19 protein-coding genes and 1 riboswitch are annotated in these 22,870 nt (G+C 67.9%); of the genes, 10 read left to right on the plus strand and 9 right to left on the minus strand.

What is annotated here, in order from left to right; translation table 11 throughout:
• Nucleotides 1-12: 12 nt before the first annotated feature.
• Nucleotides 13-828, minus strand: a complete 816-nt coding sequence (locus G342_RS0107780; protein ID WP_018182560.1) for a class I SAM-dependent methyltransferase — start codon at nucleotides 826-828, stop codon at nucleotides 13-15.
• A 225-nt stretch (nucleotides 829-1,053) separates the two neighbouring features.
• Between G342_RS0107780 and G342_RS0107785 the strand changes: the two genes are divergently transcribed.
• Nucleotides 1,054-2,658 carry an ABC-F family ATP-binding cassette domain-containing protein gene (locus G342_RS0107785; RefSeq protein ID WP_245557238.1) on the plus strand — a complete coding sequence of 535 codons (1,605 nt, stop codon included), beginning with the start codon at nucleotides 1,054-1,056 and terminating at the stop codon, nucleotides 2,656-2,658.
• A gap of 11 nt (nucleotides 2,659-2,669) precedes the next feature.
• On the opposite strand, the gene G342_RS0107790 is transcribed toward G342_RS0107785, so the two are convergent.
• The gene (locus G342_RS0107790; protein ID WP_018182562.1) at nucleotides 2,670-3,584 is read right to left on the minus strand and encodes an MBL fold metallo-hydrolase; all 915 of its coding nucleotides are present in this window, start codon (nucleotides 3,582-3,584) and stop codon (nucleotides 2,670-2,672) included.
• A 188-nt stretch (nucleotides 3,585-3,772) separates the two neighbouring features.
• Here G342_RS0107790 and mutY point away from each other — a divergent pair, with 188 nt between their 5' ends.
• A complete protein-coding gene (gene mutY / locus G342_RS0107795) occupies nucleotides 3,773-4,864 on the plus strand; it encodes an A/G-specific adenine glycosylase (protein WP_018182563.1) in 1,092 nt (363 codons plus the stop codon).
• Nucleotides 4,865-4,904: 40 nt separating this feature from the next.
• Here the strand turns inward: mutY and G342_RS25215 are convergent, their stop codons facing one another.
• Nucleotides 4,905-7,664 carry a hypothetical protein gene (locus tag G342_RS25215; RefSeq protein WP_018182564.1) on the minus strand — a complete coding sequence of 920 codons (2,760 nt, stop codon included), beginning with the start codon at nucleotides 7,662-7,664 and terminating at the stop codon, nucleotides 4,905-4,907.
• 340 nt (nucleotides 7,665-8,004) lie between these two features.
• Here G342_RS25215 and G342_RS0107805 point away from each other — a divergent pair, with 340 nt between their 5' ends.
• From G342_RS0107805 to G342_RS0107815, 3 genes are all read left to right on the plus strand, one after another.
• Entirely contained in the window at nucleotides 8,005-8,646 is a 642-nt protein-coding gene (locus G342_RS0107805; RefSeq protein ID WP_018182565.1) for an HAD family hydrolase, read from the plus strand.
• 69 nt (nucleotides 8,647-8,715) lie between these two features.
• Nucleotides 8,716-9,177 (plus strand): Rrf2 family transcriptional regulator, encoded by a 462-nt coding sequence (locus G342_RS0107810; RefSeq protein WP_026304236.1) that lies wholly within the window; start codon nucleotides 8,716-8,718, stop codon nucleotides 9,175-9,177.
• On the plus strand, nucleotides 9,167-10,075 hold the full coding sequence (locus G342_RS0107815) for an NAD(P)/FAD-dependent oxidoreductase (protein WP_018182567.1): 909 nt from the start codon (nucleotides 9,167-9,169) through the stop codon (nucleotides 10,073-10,075). Before G342_RS0107810 ends, G342_RS0107815 begins: the two co-directional genes overlap by 11 nt.
• Before the next feature lie 59 nt (nucleotides 10,076-10,134).
• Here G342_RS0107815 and G342_RS0107820 read toward each other — a convergent pair whose 3' ends face one another.
• Nucleotides 10,135-11,259, minus strand: coding sequence for a site-specific DNA-methyltransferase (locus G342_RS0107820; protein ID WP_018182568.1), 1,125 nt, complete (start codon nucleotides 11,257-11,259; stop codon nucleotides 10,135-10,137).
• A gap of 200 nt (nucleotides 11,260-11,459) precedes the next feature.
• Between G342_RS0107820 and G342_RS0107825 the strand changes: the two genes are divergently transcribed.
• The 3 genes from G342_RS0107825 to G342_RS0107835 all read left to right on the plus strand — a co-directional run bounded on the left by G342_RS0107825 (nucleotide 11,460) and on the right by G342_RS0107835 (nucleotide 14,226).
• A complete protein-coding gene (locus tag G342_RS0107825) occupies nucleotides 11,460-12,905 on the plus strand; it encodes a vWA domain-containing protein (RefSeq protein ID WP_156830855.1) in 1,446 nt (481 codons plus the stop codon).
• 204 nt (nucleotides 12,906-13,109) lie between these two features.
• Nucleotides 13,110-13,790 (plus strand): HAD family hydrolase, encoded by a 681-nt coding sequence (locus G342_RS0107830; protein WP_018182570.1) that lies wholly within the window; start codon nucleotides 13,110-13,112, stop codon nucleotides 13,788-13,790.
• A 16-nt stretch (nucleotides 13,791-13,806) separates the two neighbouring features.
• The gene (locus G342_RS0107835) at nucleotides 13,807-14,226 is read left to right on the plus strand and encodes a DUF1284 domain-containing protein (RefSeq protein WP_018182571.1); all 420 of its coding nucleotides are present in this window, start codon (nucleotides 13,807-13,809) and stop codon (nucleotides 14,224-14,226) included.
• Between the two features lie 178 nt (nucleotides 14,227-14,404).
• Here the strand turns inward: G342_RS0107835 and gcvPB are convergent, their stop codons facing one another.
• The 5 genes from gcvPB to G342_RS0107860 form a co-directional block, all read right to left on the minus strand.
• Nucleotides 14,405-15,985: an aminomethyl-transferring glycine dehydrogenase subunit GcvPB gene (gcvPB, locus tag G342_RS0107840; RefSeq protein ID WP_018182572.1), complete on the minus strand. Its 1,581-nt coding sequence runs from the start codon at nucleotides 15,983-15,985 to the stop codon at nucleotides 14,405-14,407.
• On the minus strand, nucleotides 15,982-17,325 hold the full coding sequence (gene gcvPA / locus G342_RS0107845; protein WP_018182573.1) for an aminomethyl-transferring glycine dehydrogenase subunit GcvPA: 1,344 nt from the start codon (nucleotides 17,323-17,325) through the stop codon (nucleotides 15,982-15,984). Before gcvPA ends, gcvPB begins: the two co-directional genes overlap by 4 nt.
• A 41-nt stretch (nucleotides 17,326-17,366) precedes the next feature.
• Complete coding sequence (gene gcvH / locus G342_RS0107850; RefSeq protein ID WP_018182574.1) at nucleotides 17,367-17,738, minus strand: glycine cleavage system protein GcvH; 372 nt, start codon at nucleotides 17,736-17,738, stop codon at nucleotides 17,367-17,369.
• A gap of 26 nt (nucleotides 17,739-17,764) precedes the next feature.
• Entirely contained in the window at nucleotides 17,765-18,913 is a 1,149-nt protein-coding gene (gcvT, locus tag G342_RS0107855) for a glycine cleavage system aminomethyltransferase GcvT (protein WP_018182575.1), read from the minus strand.
• A 169-nt stretch (nucleotides 18,914-19,082) separates the two neighbouring features.
• Nucleotides 19,083-19,181: riboswitch (glycine riboswitch) on the minus strand.
• Nucleotides 19,182-19,325: 144 nt separating this feature from the next.
• The gene (locus G342_RS0107860) at nucleotides 19,326-19,976 is read right to left on the minus strand and encodes a hypothetical protein (RefSeq protein WP_018182576.1); all 651 of its coding nucleotides are present in this window, start codon (nucleotides 19,974-19,976) and stop codon (nucleotides 19,326-19,328) included.
• A 168-nt stretch (nucleotides 19,977-20,144) separates the two neighbouring features.
• On the opposite strand from G342_RS0107860, the gene thrC reads away from it, so the two are divergent.
• On the plus strand, nucleotides 20,145-21,551 hold the full coding sequence (thrC, locus tag G342_RS0107865) for a threonine synthase (RefSeq protein ID WP_018182577.1): 1,407 nt from the start codon (nucleotides 20,145-20,147) through the stop codon (nucleotides 21,549-21,551).
• A 41-nt stretch (nucleotides 21,552-21,592) separates the two neighbouring features.
• The gene (locus G342_RS0107870; RefSeq protein WP_018182578.1) at nucleotides 21,593-22,867 is read left to right on the plus strand and encodes a M16 family metallopeptidase; all 1,275 of its coding nucleotides are present in this window, start codon (nucleotides 21,593-21,595) and stop codon (nucleotides 22,865-22,867) included.
• The last annotated feature ends 3 nt before the right edge of the window (nucleotides 22,868-22,870 follow it).

Genomic DNA, 22,870 nt, shown 5'->3' on the forward strand with positions numbered 1-22,870 from the left:
GCCAAGGACGCGTCAGCCCGGCTTCTGCGCCTGGAACACCAGCGATTTCACCGGCATGTGTCCGGGATCCGGACCGAACTTGCGGTGCAGCATCTCGGTCGTCGCCTCGACCAGGCGATCGGGATCGACGCCGCCGCGCGCACGGATCTCGGCGATGGCCGGATTGCCGTAGATCAGCCCGTCGGCGAAGGCATGCGCGTTCGGGATCGTGACCTGGCGCGAAACTTCCGTCACCTCGATATCGGTGAAGCCGGCGGCCGACAGCGAGGCTCGGATCGGCTCGGCATCGTGACAGGAGAACGGCACGAGGTAGAATTGCGGCGGATCGTCGGGGAAGAAGCTACCGACGATGTCATGCGCGATCCGGCCGTACGGATTGTCGTCATGCGATCCCCAGACATTGAAGAGATAGTGGCCGCCAGGCTCCAGAACGCGGAAGACCTCGCGGTTGCAGCGATCCTTGTCGGGAAAGAACATGACGCCGAACTGGCAGACGACCGCGTCGAACGATTCGTCCCGGAACGGCAGCACCATGGCGTCGGCGGTCTGGAATTCGACCGGCTCGCCCGGGCGGAACTTCAGCTGCGCCCGTTCCAGCATCGGGGCGTTCAGATCGGTGGCGGTGAGGCGCACGCTGGCGGGCAGGATGTCGCGCAGGCGGCGGGTGAGGATGCCCGTGCCGGCCGCGATTTCCAGTACCAGCGCCGGGTTGCAGCTCTCGACGCGGCGGGCGAGATCCACCGCCGCATCGACGAAAATGACGGGGCCGAGTCCCTGATCATAGTGCTCGGGGATGTTGCCGACGAAACGCGCGACTTCGCTGCCCATGATCACCCTCGGTTGTTGCTTAGGGAAATAGGCGGCGGCGCCACGGCGGCAATGGCTCCCTGATTCGGACTTGCGTTCAGGCCGCGAGCCACTATCTTGCGGCCACCGACAGGACAGGAGCATCCCGACGATGAAGCATCAGGCCAACGTGACGGCGTAACGCCGTACCCGCCTGTTCCGGCGCCAGGCCAGTGGCCTCGCCATGCTCCATCTTCCGGTATTTCCATGTCTCTTCGCGCCGCCATGCCGCTCGTGGCCTTGCATGACGTGTCGTTCGCGACATCAGACGGCCGCCCCCTCCTCGACCGTATCGACCTCGCCTTCGGCAGCGAGCGCACCGGCCTTGTCGGCCGCAATGGCATCGGCAAGTCGACGCTCCTCAGCATCATAGCCGGCGAGGTCCCGCCGGCGGCGGGATCCGTCGATCGCGCCGGCCGGATCGGCCTGTTGCGGCAGAGCGTGCGCGCGCCGATCGGCCAGACCGTCGCCGAAGCGCTCGGCATCGCCGCCGACCTGGCGCGGCTCGACCGTCTGGAGCGCGGTGAAGGCTCCGTCGAGGATGCCGCCGAAGCCGACTGGACGCTCGAATCGCGCCTCGGCGACGCGCTCGCGGCGATCGATCTCGAAGGGCTTGATCCAGCGCGCGACGCGGCGAGCCTCAGCGGCGGCCAGCGCACCCGCCTCGCCCTCGCCGCCCTCCTCCTCGACGAGCCCGACCTACTGCTGCTCGACGAGCCGACCAACAATCTCGACGCCGAAGGACGCGAGGCCGTTGCCCGCATCCTCGCCGGCTGGAAGAAGGGCGCGATCGTCGTCAGCCACGACCGGGCGCTGCTCCGCGACATGGACCGCATCGTCGAGCTGTCAACGCTCGGCGCCCGGATCTATGGCGGCAATTACGACCTCTACGCCGAGCGGAAGGCAGCGGAACGCGCCAATGCGGCGCGGGAAGTCGAGCTTGCCAGGGGCGAGGCGAAGGCGACCGAGCGGCGCATCCAGGCGGCGGTAGAGCGCCAGCAGAAGCGCGACGGCCGCGGCGCCCGCAGCCGCGCCAAGGGCGACCAGCCGAAGATCCTGCTCGACGCCAAGCGCGACCGCAGCGAGCGGACCAGCGGCGCCATTGGCCAGCGCGCCGAGCGGCAGCGGCTGGCCGCCGCCGAGGCGCTCTCCAGCGCCGCGGCGGAACTCGAGCGGATCGAAACGCTGGGGATCAGCCTGCCGTCGACCGGCCTGCCGGCCGGGCGGATCGTGCTCGCCTTCGAAGCGGTCGGCTTTGCCTATCCGGGGCTGCCGGCGCTGATCGACGATTTCAGCCTGACCATCACCGGGCCGGAGCGGGTCGCGCTGGTCGGGCCGAACGGCGCCGGCAAGTCGACCCTGCTGCGGCTCGCCAGCGGCGAGTGGCCACCGACCGCCGGAGAGGTCCAGCGCCCGGTCGCCTCGGCCATGCTCGACCAGGGCGTCGGACTGCTCGATCCTGCCTTGTCGATCCTGGAGAATTTCCGCCGCCTCAACCCGGACGCCAGCCTCAATCACGCCCACGCCATGCTGGCGCGCTTCCTCTACCGCAACCAGGCGGCGCTGAAGCCGGTCCATGCGCTATCGGGCGGCGAGATGCTGCGGGCCGGGCTCGCCTGCGTGCTCGGCGGCACGATGCCGCCCGGCCTGCTCATCCTCGACGAGCCGACCAACCATCTCGATCTCGATTCGATCGCGGCGATCGAGGCGGCGCTGCGCGACTTCGACGGAGCGCTTCTCGTTGCCAGCCACGATCCCGACTTCCTCGACGCGATCGGCATCACGCGGCGGATCGCCTTTCCGCTCGCCTGAAGCGTTGCCGCTCAGTCCCGGACGGGAGAGCCGAGCGCGTTGAGCGGGATCTTCAGATAGCGTCGGCCGTCGCTCTCGGGCGGCGGCAGCCGACCGCCGGCGATGTTCACCTGCAGGGCATGCAGGATCAGCTTCGGCATCGGCAGCGTGGCGTCGCGCGCCCGGCGCAGCGCCACGAATTCGGCCTCGTTCTTCGCCTTGGCGAGGTGAATGTTTTCGGCCTTCTGTCGCGCCACCGTGCTTTCCCAGGCCGGCGGGCGGCCGTTCGGCATGTAGTCATGGCCCGTGAACAGTCTTGTCTCGTCCGGGAGAGTCAGGATGCGCTGGATCGTCGCCCACATGGCGGCCGGATCGCCGCCTGGAAAGTCGCAGCGCGCCGAGCCGAAATCCGGCATGAACAGCGTGTCGTGGATGAAGGCGGCATCACCGGCGACATAGGTGACCGAGGCGAGCGTATGGCCCGGCGAAAACAGCACGGCGACCTCCATCTCGCCGATGCGGAACCGGTCGCCATCGGCGAACAGGCGGTCCCATTGCGAGCCGTCGGCCGGGAAATGAGGCAGGTTGTAGAGCGCTTTCCAGAGCCGCTGGACATCCGTCACCCGCGCGCCAATCGCGGTTGTGGCCCCTGTCCGCTCCTTGAGGTAATGGGCGGCCGACAAATGGTCGGCATGCGGATGGGTGTCGAGGATCCACTCGACCCGCAGCCCCTCCGCCTCGACGAAGGAAAGCAGCGCATCTGCCGACGCGGTCGACGTTGTCGCCGATCTCTCGTCATAATCCAGAACGGGATCGATCAACGCGCAGTGGCGGGTCGCCGGATCGGTCAGCACATACTGGATGCTGAACGTCTCGCGCTCGAAGAAGGCGTCGACCCGGGGCGACAGGATGGACGGAGCGGAGACCGATTCGGCCGCATGCTTCATGATGGTTCCTGCTCCGGCATCCGATTCAGGCCGCCACGCGCGGCGGTGCATCTCCCGCGTGAAGGCGACGTTACGGAAACGGAAAACCGGACACAAGCTCGGCCTTTCCGCACGCCTGCGACCGTGACGGCCACAATCACGCTCTCGAAAAACTGGCGCCGACTGCGGCGTTCAACGACAATCGCCCCATGATTCCGAGCCTCCCGCCTCCCCGCGCCGCCGATCTCCTGGCCTGGTACGATCGCCATGCCCGCCGCCTGCCGTGGCGGACACCGCCGGCGCAGCGCCGCGCCGGCGTGAAGCCCGATCCCTACCGGGTCTGGCTGTCCGAAATCATGCTGCAGCAAACCAATGTGACGACGGTGAAGCCCTATTTCGAGGCCTTCCTCGACCGCTGGCCGACAGTCGCCGATCTCGCCGCCGCGTCGACAGAGGACGTGATGAAGGCCTGGGCCGGGCTGGGCTACTATTCGCGCGCCCGCAATCTGAAGGCCTGCGCCGACACGGTGGTGCGCGACCATGGCGGGCGCTTTCCGGAGAACGCCGCCGGCCTGCGCGACTTGCCCGGCATCGGCGCCTATACCTCGGCCGCCATCGCCTCGATCGCCCATGACGAACCGGCCGCCGTCGTCGACGGCAATGTCGAGCGGGTGCTGTCCAGGATCTTCGCGGTCGAGACGCCGCTTCCCGCCGCCAAGAAGGAGATCGGCGTCCTGCAGGCGGAGCTGACGCCGGCCAGGCGGGCGGGTGACTATGCGCAGGCGATGATGGATCTCGGCGCCACGATCTGTTCGCCGAAGCGCCCGGCCTGTTCGCTCTGCCCTTGGGAGGCTTCGTGCCTCGCCCATGCGCGCGGCACCGAGGAGCTCTACCCCCGCAAGGCGGCCAAGACCGAGCGGCCGGAACGCGCCGGCGCCGCCTTCGTGGCGATCCGCGCCGATGGCGCGATCCTGCTGCGGAAACGCGCCGAGCGGGGATTGCTCGGCGGCATGACCGAGGTTCCAGGCTCCGACTGGATCGCCGGCCCGGCCCCCGCGCCGGGCTCCGCCGCCGCCCCGCTCGCGGCCGAATGGCAGCGCGTCGCCGCCCCGGTCGTGCACGTCTTCACCCATTTCCGCCTGACGCTCGACATCTGGCATGCCCGCCTGCCGGAGACGGAACCGGCCCCGGTCGGCGCCTGGTGGGCGAGCGCCGTGGAGTTGCCGCACGAAGCGCTGCCGAGCGTGATGAAGAAGGCGATCGAGGCCGCCGCGCCGGGGGCGACCCGCAAACGGAAATGACGGCGGGACCGCCCGCCGTCCTAGTTCGCCGCGCGCCGGATTATTGCGGCGGCGGTTGCGGCGGTTGCGGCTGCAGTTTTTGCAGCTGTTCGCGCAGCCGGATCGGTGGCTTCTGCGGTGCGTCGCCCTTTTCCTGTTGTGCAGGGACGCACTGACCGCGACGCTGAACCGTGCCGTCCGGACAATCCGGCGCCTTGCGCTGCGGCTCTGTCTGGCGCTGCGGCACCGGCTTGCGCTGGGGCTGCGCGTCGACGCAGCGGCCATTGCGCAGTCGCTGGTCCGGACCGCACTCCACCGGGGCCGGACGGACCGGCCGAGCCGGCTGCTCCGCCTTGACCGGCACGCAGCGACCGCCGCGCGAGATCGTGCCGTCCGGACAATCCCTCGTCTGCGGCCGGCGGATGTCGACGCAGCGACCATTGCGCAGCCGCTGGTCCGGCCCGCATTCGACCGGCTTCGGGCGAACCGGCTTGTCCGGCTGCTCGACCTTGACCGGCACGCAGCGACCGCCGCGCGAGACCGTGCCGTCCGGACAATCCCTCGTCTGCGGCCGACCGGCATTGACGCACACACCATCGACGAGGCGTTGGCCGCGTCGGCATTCCGGCGTCTCGGGGCGAGGCCGGACCGGCGGCTCCCCAACCGCCACGCAGCGCCCGCCCTTGCGGACCTGCCCCTCCGGGCAAGGCGTGGCGATCGGGCGGCAGCGACCATTGTCGGCCCGCTCCTGGCCGCGCGGGCACGGCCGGGTTGGCGGCACGCAGCGGCCATTGTTGTCCCGCACCAGCGGTGGGCGGCACTCACCCTGCGGCGGCACGCAGCGGCCACTGTTGTCACGCACCAGCGGTGGGCGGCATTCGCCCTGCGGCGGCACGCAACGGCCATAGCGGTCCAGCCGCATCGGCGGACGACAGTTCTGCGGCGGGACACACCGTCCCCGGTCGTCGCGCAGCATCGGCGGACGGCAACCCTGGGGCGGCACGCAGCGGCCGTCGCGGGTCATGAACATGTCCGGCGGGCAGCGTTGCGGAATGCACTGGCCGCGAACGTAGATCTCGTCGCGCGGGCAGCCGCAATAACCGTTCGGCAGACGCACGAGATCGGATGGGCAGCGCCAGGGAATGCAGCGACCGTTGACGAAAGTCTCGTAGCGATCGCACAGCATCGGCGGCGGCAGGCACGCTCCGTTGACGCGGATCATGTCCGGCGGACAACCGACGGCGACGCAGTAGCCATTGCGAAAGCGGGTTCCCGGCGGGCAGCTCGGCGGCAGCAGGCAGGCGTCGCCGACGAGGAAGGTGCCGATGGGACAGCCGATGATGACGGGTGGAGGCGGCGGCAACGGCTCCGAGAAACGCGGTGGTGGTGGCGCGGCCGCGCGACGCGGCGGCACGCAGGGAAGCGTGGCGACGGCGCCCATGTGACCGGCGAAGGCGCTGTCGCCCGGCTGGTCATCATAGTCGACAAACCAGCTCCGGGTCGGCGGCGCGTTGGCCGGCAGCACGAGCTGGGTGTCGTTGCCCTGCAGGCCGTCGAGCGGATCGGCCTGCGGCGCGGCGCCGAGCAGAAGCTCGCCGGTCGACCACAACGTCACCGCGCAGGCGTTCACCTGCATCCGGCCATTCGCATCATAGCCGCGCCCGAGCGCCACGCCGCCATTGCCGTTCTGGTAATCGGGCAGGATGCCGATCGCATATTCCTCCGGCACCGGCATCCAGAGCCCAGGTTCGGAATCCGGCCGCGTCTTCGGGCGGAAGCGCAGAACGCGGCTGCTGCCGCCTTCCGCGACATTGCGGAAATCATAGGCGCCGGTTGGCGGCGCTCGTTCGGCCGCATAGAGCAGGCCGCGATTGTCGAAGGCGATGGATGCGATCTCGATGCCGGGCGCGAGGGTCTCGACTGCGGTCTCGAACCGAGCATCGCCCGCGAAGGAGCCGTCCCGGTTGATGCCGACCGACCAGATTTCCGGGCCGGCGGCGACCGAATAGAACAGGCGGCCGTTGCGGACCGCGAGCGCGAAGACCAGGCGTTCGGGATCGGCGAAGCCCCAGGTCGCCGGTTGCTCGGTATCGAAGGTCTGGCTGGCGATATCGACGCCGACAGGGGCGAACGGCACCTCCGGCAGGCCGTTGGCGGCGCGGCCATCGACGCCGTGGTCATAGTTGCCGCGATCGGTGCCATCGAGGCCAAGCCGGTGGATCCTGCCGGTGGCGCGATCGGCGACGAAGATCTGCTGACTGTCGGCGTCGAAGGCGAGACCGCCGAGCGATGCGGCGCCGTTGCCGCCCTCCTCGCCGATATTCGCGAAAAGCGCGACCTGCCCCGTCGTGCCATCGACCCGCCAGATCGAGGCGGGTCCGCCGCGCGGATCGGCGGCGCCGAACTGGTTCGGCAGGAACGTCGCGCCGGCGAGGCCGTGCAACAGCCGCTTCACCGGCCCGTTCGGCGCGTCGGCGAGGCCGATCGACAGCCCATAGGCTGAGGTCGCAGCGAGATAGAGGGAGGGCGCGGGTGCGTCGTCGAGCGCGACGCCGAACACCTGCCCGACCTGCCCGGCCGTAACGGAGAAAGACTTCGGCGCGTCGGAAATCGTCCCCTGCGGCCCGAGCCGCGACAGGTCGACGACGCGAGCCGACGGTCCGTCCGGCGGAATGACGAGATAATCGAGCGGATCGGCGCCGGCCGGTGCCGGGCCATCGGCCGTGCCGGAGAAGCCGGTCACCACCGCGTCCTCCGGGCCGACGATCGCCTGCTGGGCGCGGACATCGCCGGTGGACACCATGCCGGTCGCCGCGAACATCAGGAAGGCACCGATCCGGCGCCACGCTCCGCTTCGCGAACAACGAGATACCGGCCGAGCAACCGGTGCATGAGCCGCCAGAGCCGCGCGCATCTGCATTTCGTCCCTCCCGGAACTTCTTTCCGTGGCGAGGCTGCGGCAAGGCCGAAACAGAAGAGCCGCAATCCAGGACACGAAGCGAGCTAATCTTCTTTTGCCGAAATCTATCGCAAGGCAGATTTTCGGGCCAGCATGATCATTATGACGACATACGAAATTGTCAGTGACCGCCATCACATCGTCACGATGATGTTGAGGCTCGGCCTATCCCACGTCGGCAGACCGCAAGGAGCATCGGGCCATGAGCGAGATCCAGCACATCGTCTTCGACATCGGCAACGTGCTGTTGCGCTGGGATCCGGAGCTTCCGTTCCGGCGGCTGATACCGGACGCGGCCGAGCGGCGGCGTTTCCTCACCGAGATCTGCTCGCCAGACTGGAACCTGGAACAGGACCGCGGCCGCAGCTGGCCGGATGCGGAAGCCGAGCGGATCGACCGCTTTCCCGAGCATGAAGCGATGATCCGCGCCTGGCGGGCGAACTGGCACGAGATGATCCCAGGCTCGATCGAGGAGACGACGGTGATCCTCGACGAGCTGGTCTCCGCGGGTCAGGACGTCACAGCACTGACCAACTTCGCCGATGACACCTTCGCCGAGGCGCTGGAGCGCTTTCCCTATCTGCGCCAGTTTCGAGGCGTCACGGTCTCCGGCCAGGTCGGACTGGTGAAGCCAGAACCGGAGATCTACCGGCTGCACGCGGAGACCTTCGGCCTGACGCCGGCAGCGACGCTGTTCTTCGACGACACGGCCGTCAATGTCGAGGCCGCGCGCCAGGCCGGCTGGCAGGCGGAGCGCTTCGTCGATCCCGCGACGATGCGGGCCGACCTCGCCCGCCACGGCGTCACCGGTCACGACGCCGACAGCGTCTCGATGCGAGCCTGAACTGCCGCTCGCGACGTTCGATACCGCCCGGCTTGACAGAGACCGTCATCATGTAACATTTATTGTTACATGAAACACGACAGCAGACTTTCGGGCGTGCTGCACGTCCTCCTTCACATGATCGAAGCCGGCAAGCCGATCACCTCCGAGGGCCTGGCCGAGATGATGTCGACCCATCCGGTCGTCGTCAGGCGCATCATGGCCGGCCTGCGCGACGCGGGCTTCGTCCATTCCGAGAAGGGGCATGGCGGCGGCTGGACCGTCATCTGCGATCCCGCCTCGGTGACCCTCGACGACATCTACGCGGCGATCGGCTCGCCCCCCGTCTTCGCGCTCGGCCACCGGTCGGAGAATCCGGCATGCCTGGTCGAGCAGGCGGTCAACGCCTCGCTGGAGACGGCCTTCCGGGATGCCGAACAGCTGCTGCTTGAGCGTCTGCGCACGGTGACCCTCGCCGCGCTCGCCGCCGATTTCCATCAGCGCTACCTCGCCAAGCGCGGAACCAGGAAGGACATCAGCCATGCCGTATGACGCCATCATCATCGGGGGCAGCTATGCCGGGCTTTCCGCGGCGATGCAGCTTGCCCGCGCCGGCCGCTCGGTCTGCGTCGTCGACAGCCACACGCCGCGCAACCGCTTCGCCGCCGCGTCGCACGGCTTCTTCGGCCAGGACGGCGCGGCGCCACGCGCCATGATCGCCGAGGCCCGTGACAAGCTCGCCGCCTATCCGACCGTCCATTTCGTCGACGGCTCGGCCATCCATGCCCATGCGGTCCCGGACGGCTTCGCTATTGATCTCGGCCAGGGCGACGCGCTCACGGCGGCCAAGCTGGTGCTGGCCTTCGGCGTCGTCGACGAGTTGCCCGACCTGCCCGGCCTCGCCGGCAAGTGGGGCAAATCGGTGCTGCACTGCCCGTATTGCCATGGCCATGAATTCCGGGGTCGGCGGCTCGGCGTTCTGAACGTCATGGAAAAATCGGTGCACCAGGCGCTGATGATCCCGGACTGGGGACCGACCACCTTCTTCCTCCATGGCGGCGCGATGCCCGATGCCGAGACGCAGGACAAGCTGCGTCGCCGGAACGTCGCGATCGAACCGGCGAAGGTCGTGGCGCTGGAAGGAACGGAGACGGAGCTCACGGGCGTGCGGCTCGAAGATGGCCGCGTGGTCGAGCTCGACGCGATCTTCACCGGCTCGCGGACGCGGATGGCGAGCGCTATCGCCGAGCAACTCGGCTGCGCCTTCGACGAAGGCATGCTGGGGCCGGTGATCCGCACCGACGCCATGAAGATGACGACGGTGCCGGGCGTCTATGCCGCCGGCGACATCGCGCGCCAGATGCACAACGCCACTTTCGCCTCGGCGGACGGCGTGATGGCCGGAACGGCGCTGCACCAGGCGCTGATATTCGAACCGCTGGCGGCCTGAGACGAGGCACGCCAGCGGCTTGTCAGGACACCGCGAAGCCGGGGCTTCGCGGTGTCGGCTCAGCCTCCGGCTGCAGCCAGTTCATCGCGGACGATCTTGCGGAGATCGTCGATCGAGGTGAGGCGTCCCTTGTGGTGAACATGCCAGAAGGTCCAGCCGTTGCAGGCGTCGAAGCCCTGCACCAGCGCGCCGACGCGGTGGATCGAGCCCATCAGCGGGCCGGATTCGAGCGAGGCGTCGGCCCGGACGCGGGCCTGATGACGGCCGCGTGAATCGGTCAGCACGGCGCCAGGAACGATCAGGCCGCGCTCCAGCAGCGTTCCGAACGGAATGCGCGGCTCCTGCCGCTTGCCCTTGAGGAGCTCGAGCGCCGCGGCGGGCGCCGTCTCAACGGCGTCGATGCGGGCGCGCGCCGCGTCGATATAGGTCTGCTCGCGCTCGACGCCGACGAAATGGCGGCCGAGGCGCTTAGCGACGGCGCCGGTCGTGCCCGACCCGAAGAACGGATCGAGGATGACGTCGCCGGGCTTCGACGAGGCGAGCATGACGCGGGCGAGCAGGGCTTCCGGCTTCTGGGTCGGATGCACCTTGTGCCCCTCCCCGTCCTTCAGCCGCTCGTGACCGGTGCAGATCGGCAGCAGCCAGTCGGAGCGCATCTGCACGTCGTCATTGAAGGCCTTCATAGCCTCGTAGTTGAACGTGTATTTGGAGCCCTGGCCGCGCGAGGCCCAGATCATCGTCTCATGCGCATTGGTGAAGCGCTTGCCGCGGAAGTTCGGCATCGGGTTCGACTTGCGCCAGACGACGTCGTTCAGGATCCAGAAGCCGAGATCCTGCAGCGTCGCGCCGACACGGAAGATGTTGTGGTAGGAGCCGATGACCCAGAGCGCACCATCCGGCTTCAGCACGCGGCGCACGGCGAGCAGCCAGGCGCGGGTGAAGGCGTCATAGGCCTCGAAGCTGTCGAACTTGTCCCAATGGTCGTCGACGGCGTCGACGACGGAATGGTCCGGACGGGTCAGCCCGCCTTCCAGCTGCAGATTGTATGGCGGATCGGCGAAGACGAGATCGACCGACGCGGAAGGCAACTTCTCCAGCGCGGCGACGCAATCGCCCTTGATGATGGTGTCGAGCCAGGGTGCCTGGTTCGCGACCTCGACCGGCTTGCGCGCAAGTGCCTTCATTTCCCAACTCCCCGACGCAACAAAAACATGCGCCTATGGTTAGCGAACAGGGTGAAGGACCCGTTAGCAAGCATGGTTAATCAATTGTAACCGCACCCGATTGCACGTTTTTTCGTGCCTTCGACATCGTTTTGCCGAAACTCTTGGGCTATGGTTTCGCCACGAAAGACCCGTCGCCGGGTCGCATCATCGGGGCCATCATGATCCGCGGTTTCCTTGCCTTGCCGGCTGCGCTGGCTGTTCTTTGCGCCACCAGCGTCACGGTCCTGGCCGACGACGTGATGCTCGTCCTCGACGCTTCCGCCTCGATGGCGGGCAAACTCGGCCGCGACCGCAAGATCGACCTCGTGGCAGAGAGCGTGGCGGAGGCCGTGGCCGATTTCCCGACCAGCGCCCGCATCGGCATGCTGGCCTTCGGCGCCAAGAGCAAGACGAGCTGCACGGACGCCGCCGTCGTGGTGAAGCCGCAGCGTGACGGCAATGACGTCGTCGCGGCCGCCGCCGCCAAGCTGCTGCCGCGCGGCAAGGCGCCGCTGGCTGTCGCCGTCGAGCGCGCCGCCAACGCACTCGACTACAAGAGCGCCCGCGCCACCGTCATCGTCTTCGTCGACAAGGTCGAGGCCTGCGACGCCAATCCCTGCGTGCTGGCGGAATCGTTGGCCGAACGCGCCAAGGACCTGACGGTCGAGGTGATCGGCCTCGGCCTCGAGGACAAGGAGATCGAACGGGTCGCCTGCCTCGCCGAAAAGACCGGCGGCAAGTTCATCAATGCCAAGGACGGCACCGATGTCGCCGGTGGCCTCGCCGCGGCGCTCGCCGCCGCCAAGGCGCCGCCGCCGAACCTGCCCTCCGCCCATATCGAGGCGCCGGCCAAGGTGGTCCAGTCCTCGGTGTTCGATGTCGCCTATGACGGTCCGAAGGCGAAGGGCGATCGCGTCCAGATCGTCTGGCCGGGACTGCCGGCCGGATCGGAAATCCGCAGCGTGCTCGTCGCCAAGGACGGCAAGCTGCGCAAGCTGCGCGCGCCGACCGAAGCCGGAACCTACGAGATTCGCTATTACCATCCGCAGCTCAACGTCGTGCTTGCGACGCAGTCGATCGAGGTCGAGGTCCGGCCGACCACGGTCCTCGTTGACGATCACGTCGGCGCCGGCGCACCGCTGAAGGTCAGCTGGTCCGGCCCGGCCGCCGCCAAGGACGAGATCCGGATCGCCCCGCTCGACGCTGCCGACAGCTCGAAGCTGGACGCAATTCCCGTCAACAAGGACGGCCGCGCCCTCACCTTCATCGCCCCGACAGCCCCCGGCCGCTACGAGGCGCGCTATCTCTCCGCTGCCGACGACGCGATCACCGCCAAGGCCACCTTCACGGTCGATCCGCCCAACGCCTCGATCCAGGGCCCGGCGACCGCCAAGCCCGGCAGCCGGATCACCGTCGACTGGACCGGCCCCGCCGCCCGCTATGACGACATCGTCATCGCCCGCAGCGACATGGCCGCCGGCGACCACGTCACCATGGCCCGGATCCGGCCCGACCGTTCGTCCGTCGCCATCGTCGTGCCGCAGGAAGCCGGCAGCTACGAACTGCGCTACATCGCCGGCGACGGCACGGCGATCTTCGCCCGCGCGCCGCTGACGGTGCGCTAGCCGGACTCGACGGGCCGATCCCGGTCGGAAAGCGGCAGAACAGGCCAAGACAGTCCGCCCCTGATCTGGTAGAGAGCCCGCTTGGTTGGCGGGTTCGATCGTCTCCACCGATCGAGCCTGCTCTCATCGCACTTTTGCAACGCGCGATCTCTGCCCGGTCCATCCGGGCCCCCGGGATCCCGCAGACCGACCGGAAAGTCCTCCATGCTTGTCCTTTTCGATTGCGACGGGGTGCTCGTCGATTCTGAAATCATCGCCTCGCGCGTCGATAGCGAGCGGCTCGCCGCCATCGGCTACGACATTTCGGTGCAGGAGATGTCGCATCGCTTCGCCGGCCTGACGTGGGAACGGATCGCCAAGCTGATCGAGGCCGATCTCGGTCACTCCCTGCCGGAAGGCTTCCATGCCGAGACCGACAAGGAACTGGACGAGCGGCTGGCCAAGGACCTCCAGATCATCCCCGGCGTGCAGGAGATGCTCGACAAGCTGGATTACCAGCGCTGCATCTGCTCGAACTCCTCGCCGGAGCGGCTGAAGATCTCGCTGACCAAGACGAAGCTCTATGACCGCTTCCGCCCCTACATCTTCTCGGCCGTCGCCGTCCGCAACAAGCAGCCGAAGCCGTCGCCCGACGTCTTCCTGCATGGCGCGGCCGAATTCGGCGTCGACCCGAAGGATTGCGTCGTCGTCGAGGATTCGACGCATGGCATCCACGGCGCCCGCGCCGCCGGCATGCGCGTCATCGGCTTCACCGGCGGTTCGCACTCCTGGCCCGGCCATGCCGACGCGCTGACCGCCGCCGGCGCCGTGACGGTGATCAACCGCATGGCCGACCTGCCGGCCATGGTCGATGCGCTGGCCGCCTGGAACCCCGACGAGGACTGACCCTCGGAGCGCATCGATGACGGTCCGGCTTCGCGCCCATCACCTCCTGTGCATGCTGACCTATGTCGGCAAGGGCTACACGCCGGCGTTTTGCGCCAATTACGACCAGATCGCCGCGCGGCTGACGCGCGGCGAGGACATCCTCCTCATCGACGGGCCGGACGACGTCTGCGCGCCGCTGCTGCCGACCGAGGAGCCGCATTGCCACAATGAGAGCGTGCTGGAGCGTGACGCCGAGGCGGCCGCATCGGTGTCGGCCCTGCTCGAAACGCCCGTCGCGCCCGGCTTCCGCCTCTCGCTCGACGCCATGACGCTCGCCCGCTTCCGCGCCGCCTTCGCCGCCGGCACGACGCGCACGGCCTGCGGCGGCTGCGAATGGTCCGGCCTCTGCGACAGCGTCGCCGGCGGCGGCTATCAGGACACCCGTCTCGGGTAGTCGCCAGAAGGCTGTAAAGCTACAAAGCCCCACGCCCAACCCTCTCCCGCAAGCGGGCGAGGGCTTTTCGGCCGTGCGTGTCATGAGCGCGGACGCCCATCGTCAAACGCAGGCGAACTCCCTCTCCCGCTTGCGGGAGAGGGTTGGGGAGAGGGCCTAACCCCGGTCCAGCCTCCCCCTACTCCGCGGCGGCCGCCTCCACCCACGGTTCCGGCTTCTCCCATTTGAGTTTTGGCGAACGCGCCGCGCGCGTCTCGTCGAGACGGCGGCGCGGGGCGAAGCGGGGCGCCTGCTGGAAGCGCTCGAGCTCGCCCGCCTTCGCCTTCATCACGAGATCGCGCAGCGTCGCGATGAAGAGGTCGAGCGAGGCCTTCGATTCCGATTCCGTCGGCTCGATCAGCATCGCCCCATGCACGACGAGCGGGAAATACATCGTCATCGGGTGATAGCCCTCGTCGATCATCGCCTTGGCGAAGTCGAGCGTCGTGACGCCCGTCCCCTCCAGGAACGTGTCGTCGAACAGCACCTCGTGCATGCAGGTGCGGTCGCCGGAGGGCTGGCTCATCAGGTCGCGCAGGCCGGCGCGGACATAGTTGGCGTTGAGCACGGCATCTTCCGACGCCTGCTGCAGGCCGTCCGACCCATGCGACAACATGTAGGAAAGCGCCCGCACGAACATGCCCATCTGGCCATGAAAGGCGGTCATGCGGCCGAACGGCGTCTCGCCAGGCCGAAGCGCTTCCTCGGTCTCGACCAGGACCGGTCCGTCCGCCTCGATGCGGATGAAGGGCAGCGGCGCGAAGGCGGCGAGACGGGCAGAAAGCACGACCGGCCCGGCGCCGGGTCCGCCGCCGCCATGCGGGGTGGAGAAGGTCTTGTGCAAGTTGATGTGCATGGCGTCGACGCCGAGCTCGCCGACCTTGGCCTTGCCGACGATGGCGTTGAAATTGGCGCCGTCGCAGTAGAAATAGGCGCCGGCCGCGTGGATGGCCGCGGCGATCTCGACCACGTCGCGCTCGAACAATCCGCAGGTGTTCGGGTTGGTCAGCATGATCGCGGCGACGTCGGGCGACAGCAGCGCCTTGACCGCCGCCACGTCGACCGTGCCATCGGGCCGCGCCGGCACGGTGACGACCTTGAAGCCGATCAGCGCTGCGGTGGCCGGATTGGTGCCATGCGCCGATTCCGGCACCAGCACGATGTTGCGCGTCTCGCCCTTGGCGGCGATGGCGGCCTTGATCGCCATCATGCCGCAGAGCTCGCCATGCGCGCCGGCCTTGGGCGACAGCGCGACCGACGTCATGCCGGTCATCTCGATCAGCCAGCGGCTGAGTTCGGTCATCAGCTCGACCGCGCCCTTGACGGTCGAGAGCGGCTGCAGCGGGTGCACGTCGCCGATGCCGGGCAGCCGCGCCATCCTCTCGTTCAGGCGCGGATTGTGCTTCATCGTGCAGGAGCCGAGCGGATAGAGGCCGCTGTCGATCGAGTAGTTCTTCTGGCTGAGCCGCACATAGTGGCGCATCGTCTCCGGCTCCGAGAGGCCGGGAAGATCGATCGGCAGCTTGCGCGCGAGCTTGCCGAGACGGGGCGCGAAATCCGCCGGCTCGTCGAGATCGACGCCGGTGACGTCGTGGCGTCCGACCTCGAACAGCAGCGCCTCCTCGATCTGCAGGGCGCGGTTGCCGGTGAAGGTATCGGGAATGGCCGAGGTCGCGGCGGTGGCGGCGACGGTGGGACGGCCCTGGCTGTTCATGCTCATGCGAGCACCTCCGCGAGCGCGGCCACGAAGGCGGCGCGGTCTTCATCCGTGTTCACTTCGGTCGAGGCGACGAGCAGCAGGTCGGCGAGTTCGCTCTTGCCGGGCTCCAGCCTGGAGACCGGCACGCCGGCGAGTACGCCCTTCGCTGCCAGCTTCTCGACGAGATCAGCGGCGTCGCCGGGAAGCCGGATGGTGAACTCGTTGAAGAACGAGTCATTCAAGAGGCTTACGCCCTTCAGCGCAGAAAGCGATTCAGCGAGTTTCACGGCATTGGCGTGATTGATCCGCGCCAGTCGCGCCAGGCCCGTTTCGCCGAGCAGCGTCATATGGATCGTGAACGCCAGCGCGCAAAGCCCTGAATTCGTACAGATATTCGACGTCGCCTTATCGCGGCGGATATGCTGCTCGCGGGTCGAGAGCGTCAGCACGAAGCCGCGCCTCCCCTCCGCATCGACCGTCTCGCCGCAGAGGCGGCCCGGCATCTGGCGGACGAATTTCTGCCGCGTCGCGAACAGGCCGACATAGGGCCCGCCGAAGGAGAGCGCGTTGCCGATCGACTGGCCCTCGCCGACGACGATGTCGGCGCCCTGCGCGCCCGGCGGCTCGATCAGGCCGAGCGAGACGACCTCGGTGAAGACGGCGATCAGCAGCGCGCCGACCTCATGCGCCTTCGCCGCGATCGGCGCGAGATCGATCAGATGGCCGTAGACGGAGGGCGACTGCACGACGACGCAGGAGGTGGTGGCGTCGATCGCGGCGAGGATGTCCTCGGTGCCACGGGGATCAGCCGGCAGCGACGTCACCGTATCGCCCGCCATCGGCGACAGCGACTCGACCACGGCGCGATAGTGCGGATGCAGCCCGCCGGACAGCACCGCCTTGTTGCGCTTGGTCAGCCGGTGCGCCATCAGCACCGCCTCGACGGTGGCCGTCGAGCCGTCATACATCGAGGCGTTCGCCACCTCCATGCCGGTCAGGTGCGCGATCTGGGTCTGGAACTCGAACAGGACCTGCAGCGTGCCCTGGGTGATTTCCGGCTGGTACGGCGTGTAGGAGGTCAGGAACTCCGAACGCTGGATCAGGTGGTCGACCGTCGCCGGCACATGGTGCTTGTAGGCGCCGGCGCCGACGAAGAACGGCACCGACGAGGCCGCGACGTTCTGGGCGGAAAGGCGGCCGAGCGTGCGCTCGACCGACATCTCACCGGCTGCCTTCGGCAAATCGAGCCCGTGGACCCGGAGATCCCTAGGGATATCGGCGAAGAGATCGTCGATCGAGCCGACGCCGATCTGGGCCAGCATGGCCTGCCGGTCGGTATCGGAATGGGGGAGATAGCGCATCGGACTACCGTTCTGAGGTTTTTCGGGAGGACACGGTCGCGTCAGAGCGTCTCGACGAACGCCTTGTAGGCGGTCTCATCGAGCAGGTTTTCCAGCTCGCCGGGCTCGGTCAACGTGAGTTTCATGAACCAGCCATCGCCCTCCGCCGCCTCGTTGATGGTGCCGGGGGCGTCAGCGAGCTTGGCGTTGACGGCGATGACGAGGCCGGAGACCGGCGCGTAGACATCGCTCGCAGCCTTGACCGATTCGACCACGGCCGCCTCGTCGCCCTTGGCGAAGGTCTTGCCGACTTCCGGCAGCTCGACATAGACGACGTCGCCGAGCTGGGACTGGGCATAGTCGGTAATGCCGACAAGGGCGGAATCGCCTTCGAGGCGAACCCATTCGTGGTCTTTGGTGAAGTAGACGGTCATGTGGTGATCTTCCCTGGAAAGGCCGTTCAGGCTTGTTTGCGGAAATAGCGGTGCGGCACGAAAGGCATGGGCGCGACGGTGGCGGCGAGGTCCTTGCCGCGGACGACGAGGGTCACTGGCGTACCGATGGCGGCGCTGCCGGCGGCGACATAGCCCATGGCGATCGGCCCGCCGGCGGTCGGCCCGAAGCCGCCCGAGGTGACGATGCCGATGGTGGTGCCGGAAGCGTCGCGGATCTCTGTGCCCTCGCGCGCAGGCGCCCTGCCCTCCGGCTTGATGCCGACCCGCAGCCGCGCCGGACCGGCGGCGAGCTCGCCGAGAATGCGACCGGCGCCGGGAAATCCGCCCTCGGCACGCCGCCGCTTGGCGATCGCGAAGCCGAGATCGGCCTCGACGGGTGACGTCGCCTCGTCGATGTCGTGGCCATAGAGGCAGAGCCCGGCCTCAAGCCGCAGCGAATCGCGCGCGCCCAGGCCGACCAGCTCGACTTCGGGCTCGGCGATCAGCGTGCGCACCAGCGCCTCGACGTCGCCGGCCTTGACGGAAATCTCGTAGCCGTCCTCGCCGGTATAGCCGGAACGGCTGACATGGCAGTCGACGCCGTCGACGGTGACGCGGGCAGCCGTCATGAACCCCATGGCGGACGTCTCGGGACAATGGCGGGACAAAACCTCGGCCGCCTTGGGTCCCTGCAGCGCGATCAGCGCCAGGCCCTCCGCCACTTCCAGCGTGACGCCGTCCGGCAGGTTGGCCACGACATGGGCGTAGTCGATCGCCTTGCGACCGGCATTGACGACGAGGGTGAGCGTGCCGTCCTCGGACGGGTCGGCCGATCGCGTCACCATAAGGTCGTCGATGATGCCGCCTTCCGGCGTCGTCAGCAGTGTGTAGCGAATGCGGCCCGGCGACAGCGCCTGGAAGTCGCCCGGCGTCAGCGCCTCGAGTGCTCGGGCGGTCGTCGCGTGATCGGGACCGACCAGATAGGCCTGCCCCATATGCGAGACGTCGAAAAGGCCGGCGCTGGCGCGGGTCCAATTGTGCTCGGAAAGAATGCCGAGGGGATATTGCACCGGCATGGAATAGCCGGCGAAGGGCACCATGCGGGCGCCGAATTCGCGATGGAGGCCGGCAAGCGGCGTCTCGAGCAGAAGGTCTGTAGCGGCCGAATCAGCCATGCACCGGGTCCCTGAACAGAGTCATTGGCACGGGCAGGCCCAAATGGCCTGTTCCGCGCCCCCTCTGTCTGAGAACCTGAGAGATTTCCCGCGCTGCCGATGCGGCAGACGCGGCTACTCCTTCGGTGAGTCTCCCGCCTCATGGCGGAAAGACTGCTTTCCAGAGCGTCGCCGACCGTCCGGTCCGTTGGCCTGAGAGTTTCCGGGGCGGTTGCTCCTTCGGCGCCGATGGGGCTTTCACCCCTTCGGTCTCTCCCGGCGGTCGTTCAGCCTCCGCCTTGCGGCATCGGCTCAGCCGGGTCGCGACACGGACCCAGCCTGGAAGCTACTGTAGGTGCGCGCGCCGCGCTGTCAATCGGCGCGCGCGAACCTTGCTGGTGGCCGGGCGAATGCCCGCGTGCCACGTCCGCAATCAGCCGCGGCGCTTGCCCGGCGTCGCCTTGTCGTCGAGGCCGACATAGATGTGGAAGTCGGTGTTGCCCTCGGAGACGGGGACCATGATCGATTCGTCGATCTTGGTGAAATCGGCGGCGAGTTCGGGAGCCTGCAGCGGCACGGCAATGCGATGCAGCTCGGACTTCAGCACCTTGTCCCGCCCTTCCATGACGACGACCCGGACCGGCACATTGACCGTCTGCGCCTTGCCAGCCGGACCGGAGGCGACACGGCCCTTGATGCCGAGCTTGACGATGACGCCGCCGTTGGTCTTGACGCATTCGCGCGCCGTGTCGGTGATCGACACCTGGTAGATCACCGGCGGGCTGGCGCCGGTCAGCGGGTCAGGCTTGCCGGGGGCGAAGACCTTGTATTCCTCCGTACCCGGCCGGATCGCGACCGGCGGGCAATTGACCGAGTAGCCGAAATTCTCGGCCGAAACGATCGTCGCGTTTTCCAGATTCTTGTTCGGCGCCCCGAACAACGCGTTGTTGACGACGTTGCCGCCGGACGACGAGCCATCGCTCACGCTCGAACAGGCGGCAACCAGGCCAGCCAGTGCGGCGACCGAAACGAAGGCCAGCAGGCGGCGCGAAGCGGCCGAGCCACCGAAAGAAGAACCATGCATCCCAATAATCCTCGACGCTGATGCGCGACGTCTATAACAGTCCGATTGATCTTTGGCGACTTAGTGGCTGACGACCCGCCGCACCTTGCCCGCCGCATCCCGCGACGATAGGGTTGCAGCAAAGGGCGGCTTGCCACAAGTCTGGCCGCATGTGGAGGCGTTTCTTCCGTGAAATATGTGAGCACGCGCGGCATTGCCCCCGCGCTCGGCTTCTCCGACGTTCTTCTGGCTGGGCTCGCGCGTGATGGCGGCCTCTATGTTCCGGAGACATGGCCGTCGTTTTCGCCCGCGACATTCGCCGGCCTCGCCGGCCGGCCTTATGATGAAGTCGCCTATGCGGTGATCCATCCCTTCGTCGCCGGCGAGATCGCCGATTCCGATCTGAAGCGGATGTGCGCCGAGGCCTATGCGACGTTCCGCCATCCGGCCGTCGCGCCGCTGGTCCAGACCGGACCCAACAGCTTCATTCTCGAACTCTTCCACGGGCCCACGCTCGCCTTCAAGGACGTGGCGATGCAGTTGCTCGCCCGGTTGATGGACCATGTGCTGGCCGAACGCGGCCGCCGCGCCACCATCGTCGGCGCGACGTCCGGCGACACCGGTGGCGCAGCGATCGAGGCCTTCCGGGGCCGCGCCGCGACCGACATCTTCATCCTGTTCCCGCATGGCCGCGTCTCGCCGGTACAGCAGCGCCAGATGACGACGGTGCATGACGCCAACGTCCACGCGATCGCGCTCGAAGGCACGTTCGACGACTGCCAGGCGATCGTGAAGGGCCTGTTCAACGACCACGCTTTCCGCGATCGGGTCTCGCTCTCGGGCGTCAACTCGATCAACTGGGGCCGCATCGTCGCGCAGGTGGTCTATTACGTCACCGCCGCGCTCTCGCTCGGCGCGCCGGCCCGCTCGATCTCCTTCACGGTGCCGACCGGCAATTTCGGCGACGTGTTCGCCGGCTATGTCGCGAAGAAGATCGGCCTGCCGATCGACCGGCTGGTGATCGCCACCAACACCAACGACATCCTGGCGCGCACGCTGGAAAGCGGCCGCTACGAGACGACAGGCGTCGTGCCGACCCAGTCGCCCTCGATGGACATCCAGGTCTCCTCGAATTTCGAGCGGTTGCTGTTCGAGGCCGCCGGCCGCGACGGCGACACCGTGCGACGCCTGATGGACAGCCTCGGCCAGTCGGGCGCCTTCACGGTTCCGGAAGCCGCGCTCGAAAGCATCCGCGGCGAGTTCGCCGCCGGCCGCGCCAACGAGGCCGAAACCGACGCCACTATGCGCGACACGCTGGCCGCCACCGGCTACCTGGCCGACCCGCACACCGCCGTCGCGCTGGCCGTCGCCGCGCGCCAGCCGGAAGCGGCATCGCCGATGGTGACGCTCTCCACCGCGCATCCGGCCAAGTTCCCGGCCGCCGTCGAGGCCGCCACCGGCATCGACCCGGCCCTGCCCGCCTGGCTCGGGGATCTCATGCAGAGGGAGGAGCGTTTCACCGTTCTTCCCAACGATATCGGTGCCATCGCCCGCTTCGTCGAAGCCCGCGCCCGCGCCATCCACGAAAAGGTGTGAAGCATGGCGCTTGAAGCATTCCTCATGCCGGTGAGCCGCGCATGACCGTACAGGTGACGAAACTCAAGTCGGGACTGACCGTCGCGACCCATGACATGAATCACCTGGAAAGCGCGGCCCTCGGTGTCTGGGTCGGCGCCGGCTCCCGACGGGAGGAGACGTCGGAACACGGTATCTCGCATCTGCTCGAGCACATGGCCTTCAAGGGCACGCGCAGGCGCTCCGCCACCGATATCGCCGAGGAGATCGAGGCGGTCGGCGGCGAATTGAACGCGGCGACCAGCGTCGAGACGACATCCTACTATGCCCGCATCCTCAAGCCGGATGCCGAGCTGGCCGTCGACATCCTGAGCGACATCCTCTGCAATTCGGCTTTCGACGCCGAGGAGCTGAAGCGCGAACAGCATGTCATCGTGCAGGAAATCGGCGCCTCGCTCGATACGCCCGAGGACCGGGTCTTCGACTTCTTCGTCGAGGGCGCCTATCCCGACCAGCCGATCGGCCGCACCATTCTCGGCACCGAAGAGACCGTGCGGCGCACGCGTTCGGATGATCTCTCGACCTATCTGGACCGCCACTATCACGGCCCGAACATGGTGCTGGCCGCCGCCGGCGCCATCGACCACGACAAGCTGGTCAAGCTGGCCGAAGACCGCTTCGCCTCGCTTCCCTCTGCCGAGCTCACCGACGGCATCGCCGCCCATTATCGCGGTGGCGACCTGCGCGAGACGCGCGACCTGATGGAAGCGCAGATCCTGCTCGGCTTCGAGGGCATGCCCTACAAGTCCGACGACTTCCACGCGGTGCAGATCCTCGCCTCGCTGCTTGGCGGCGGCATGTCCTCGCGCCTGTTCCAGGAAGTGCGCGAGAAGCGCGGCCTCTGCTATTCTGTCTACGCCTTCCACTGGAGCTTCGCCGATACCGGCCTGTTCGGCATCCATGCCGCGACCGGCGGCGACGACATCGAGGAATTGATGCCGGTCATGCTCGGCGAGCTGGAGCGTGCGAGCCTGGACATCACCGAAGCCGAGCTCGGCCGCGCCCGCGCCCAGATGCGCGCCAGCCTGCTGATGAGCCTGGAGAGCCCGGCCGCCCGTGCCGGCCAGGTCGCGCGGCAGATGCTCCTGTTCGGCCGCCCTATTCCCGTCGAGGAAATCGTCGCCCGCATCGACGACGTCAGCGTCGCGCGGGTGCGCGACCTCGCGCAGCGCATCTTTACCGGCAGCCCGCCGACCATCGCCGCCATCGGCCCGATCGACAAGCTGATCGACCGCGATCAGATCGCAGCGCGCCTCGGCTCGCCGATCGTGGCCTGAACG

The sequence above is a fragment of the Kaistia granuli DSM 23481 genome, assembly GCF_000380505.1.
Classification (GTDB): Bacteria; Pseudomonadota; Alphaproteobacteria; order Rhizobiales; family Kaistiaceae; genus Kaistia; species Kaistia granuli.

Excerpts from the sequence above, each read along its gene's own strand:
- G342_RS0107780 (WP_018182560.1), bottom strand. The coding sequence starts at position 828 with ATGGGCAGCGAAGTCGCGCGTTTCGTCGGCAACATCCCCGAGCACTAT.
- G342_RS0107870 (WP_018182578.1), top strand. The coding sequence starts at position 21,593 with ATGACCGTACAGGTGACGAAACTCAAGTCGGGACTGACCGTCGCGACC.
- G342_RS0107860 (WP_018182576.1), bottom strand. The coding sequence starts at position 19,976 with ATGCATGGTTCTTCTTTCGGTGGCTCGGCCGCTTCGCGCCGCCTGCTG.
- gcvH (WP_018182574.1), bottom strand. The coding sequence starts at position 17,738 with ATGACCGTCTACTTCACCAAAGACCACGAATGGGTTCGCCTCGAAGGC.
- gcvT (WP_018182575.1), bottom strand. The coding sequence starts at position 18,913 with ATGGCTGATTCGGCCGCTACAGACCTTCTGCTCGAGACGCCGCTTGCC.
- gcvPB (WP_018182572.1), bottom strand. The coding sequence starts at position 15,985 with ATGAGCATGAACAGCCAGGGCCGTCCCACCGTCGCCGCCACCGCCGCG.
- G342_RS25215 (WP_018182564.1), bottom strand. The coding sequence starts at position 7,664 with ATGTTCGCGGCGACCGGCATGGTGTCCACCGGCGATGTCCGCGCCCAG.
- G342_RS0107785 (WP_245557238.1), top strand. The coding sequence starts at position 1,054 with ATGTCTCTTCGCGCCGCCATGCCGCTCGTGGCCTTGCATGACGTGTCG.
- G342_RS0107810 (WP_026304236.1), top strand. The coding sequence starts at position 8,716 with ATGAAACACGACAGCAGACTTTCGGGCGTGCTGCACGTCCTCCTTCAC.
- G342_RS0107825 (WP_156830855.1), top strand. The coding sequence starts at position 11,460 with ATGATCCGCGGTTTCCTTGCCTTGCCGGCTGCGCTGGCTGTTCTTTGC.
- G342_RS0107820 (WP_018182568.1), bottom strand. The coding sequence starts at position 11,259 with ATGAAGGCACTTGCGCGCAAGCCGGTCGAGGTCGCGAACCAGGCACCC.
- gcvPA (WP_018182573.1), bottom strand. The coding sequence starts at position 17,325 with ATGCGCTATCTCCCCCATTCCGATACCGACCGGCAGGCCATGCTGGCC.
- G342_RS0107790 (WP_018182562.1), bottom strand. The coding sequence starts at position 3,584 with ATGAAGCATGCGGCCGAATCGGTCTCCGCTCCGTCCATCCTGTCGCCC.
- G342_RS0107835 (WP_018182571.1), top strand. The coding sequence starts at position 13,807 with ATGACGGTCCGGCTTCGCGCCCATCACCTCCTGTGCATGCTGACCTAT.
- G342_RS0107815 (WP_018182567.1), top strand. The coding sequence starts at position 9,167 with ATGCCGTATGACGCCATCATCATCGGGGGCAGCTATGCCGGGCTTTCC.
- G342_RS0107805 (WP_018182565.1), top strand. The coding sequence starts at position 8,005 with ATGAGCGAGATCCAGCACATCGTCTTCGACATCGGCAACGTGCTGTTG.
- G342_RS0107830 (WP_018182570.1), top strand. The coding sequence starts at position 13,110 with ATGCTTGTCCTTTTCGATTGCGACGGGGTGCTCGTCGATTCTGAAATC.
- mutY (WP_018182563.1), top strand. The coding sequence starts at position 3,773 with ATGATTCCGAGCCTCCCGCCTCCCCGCGCCGCCGATCTCCTGGCCTGG.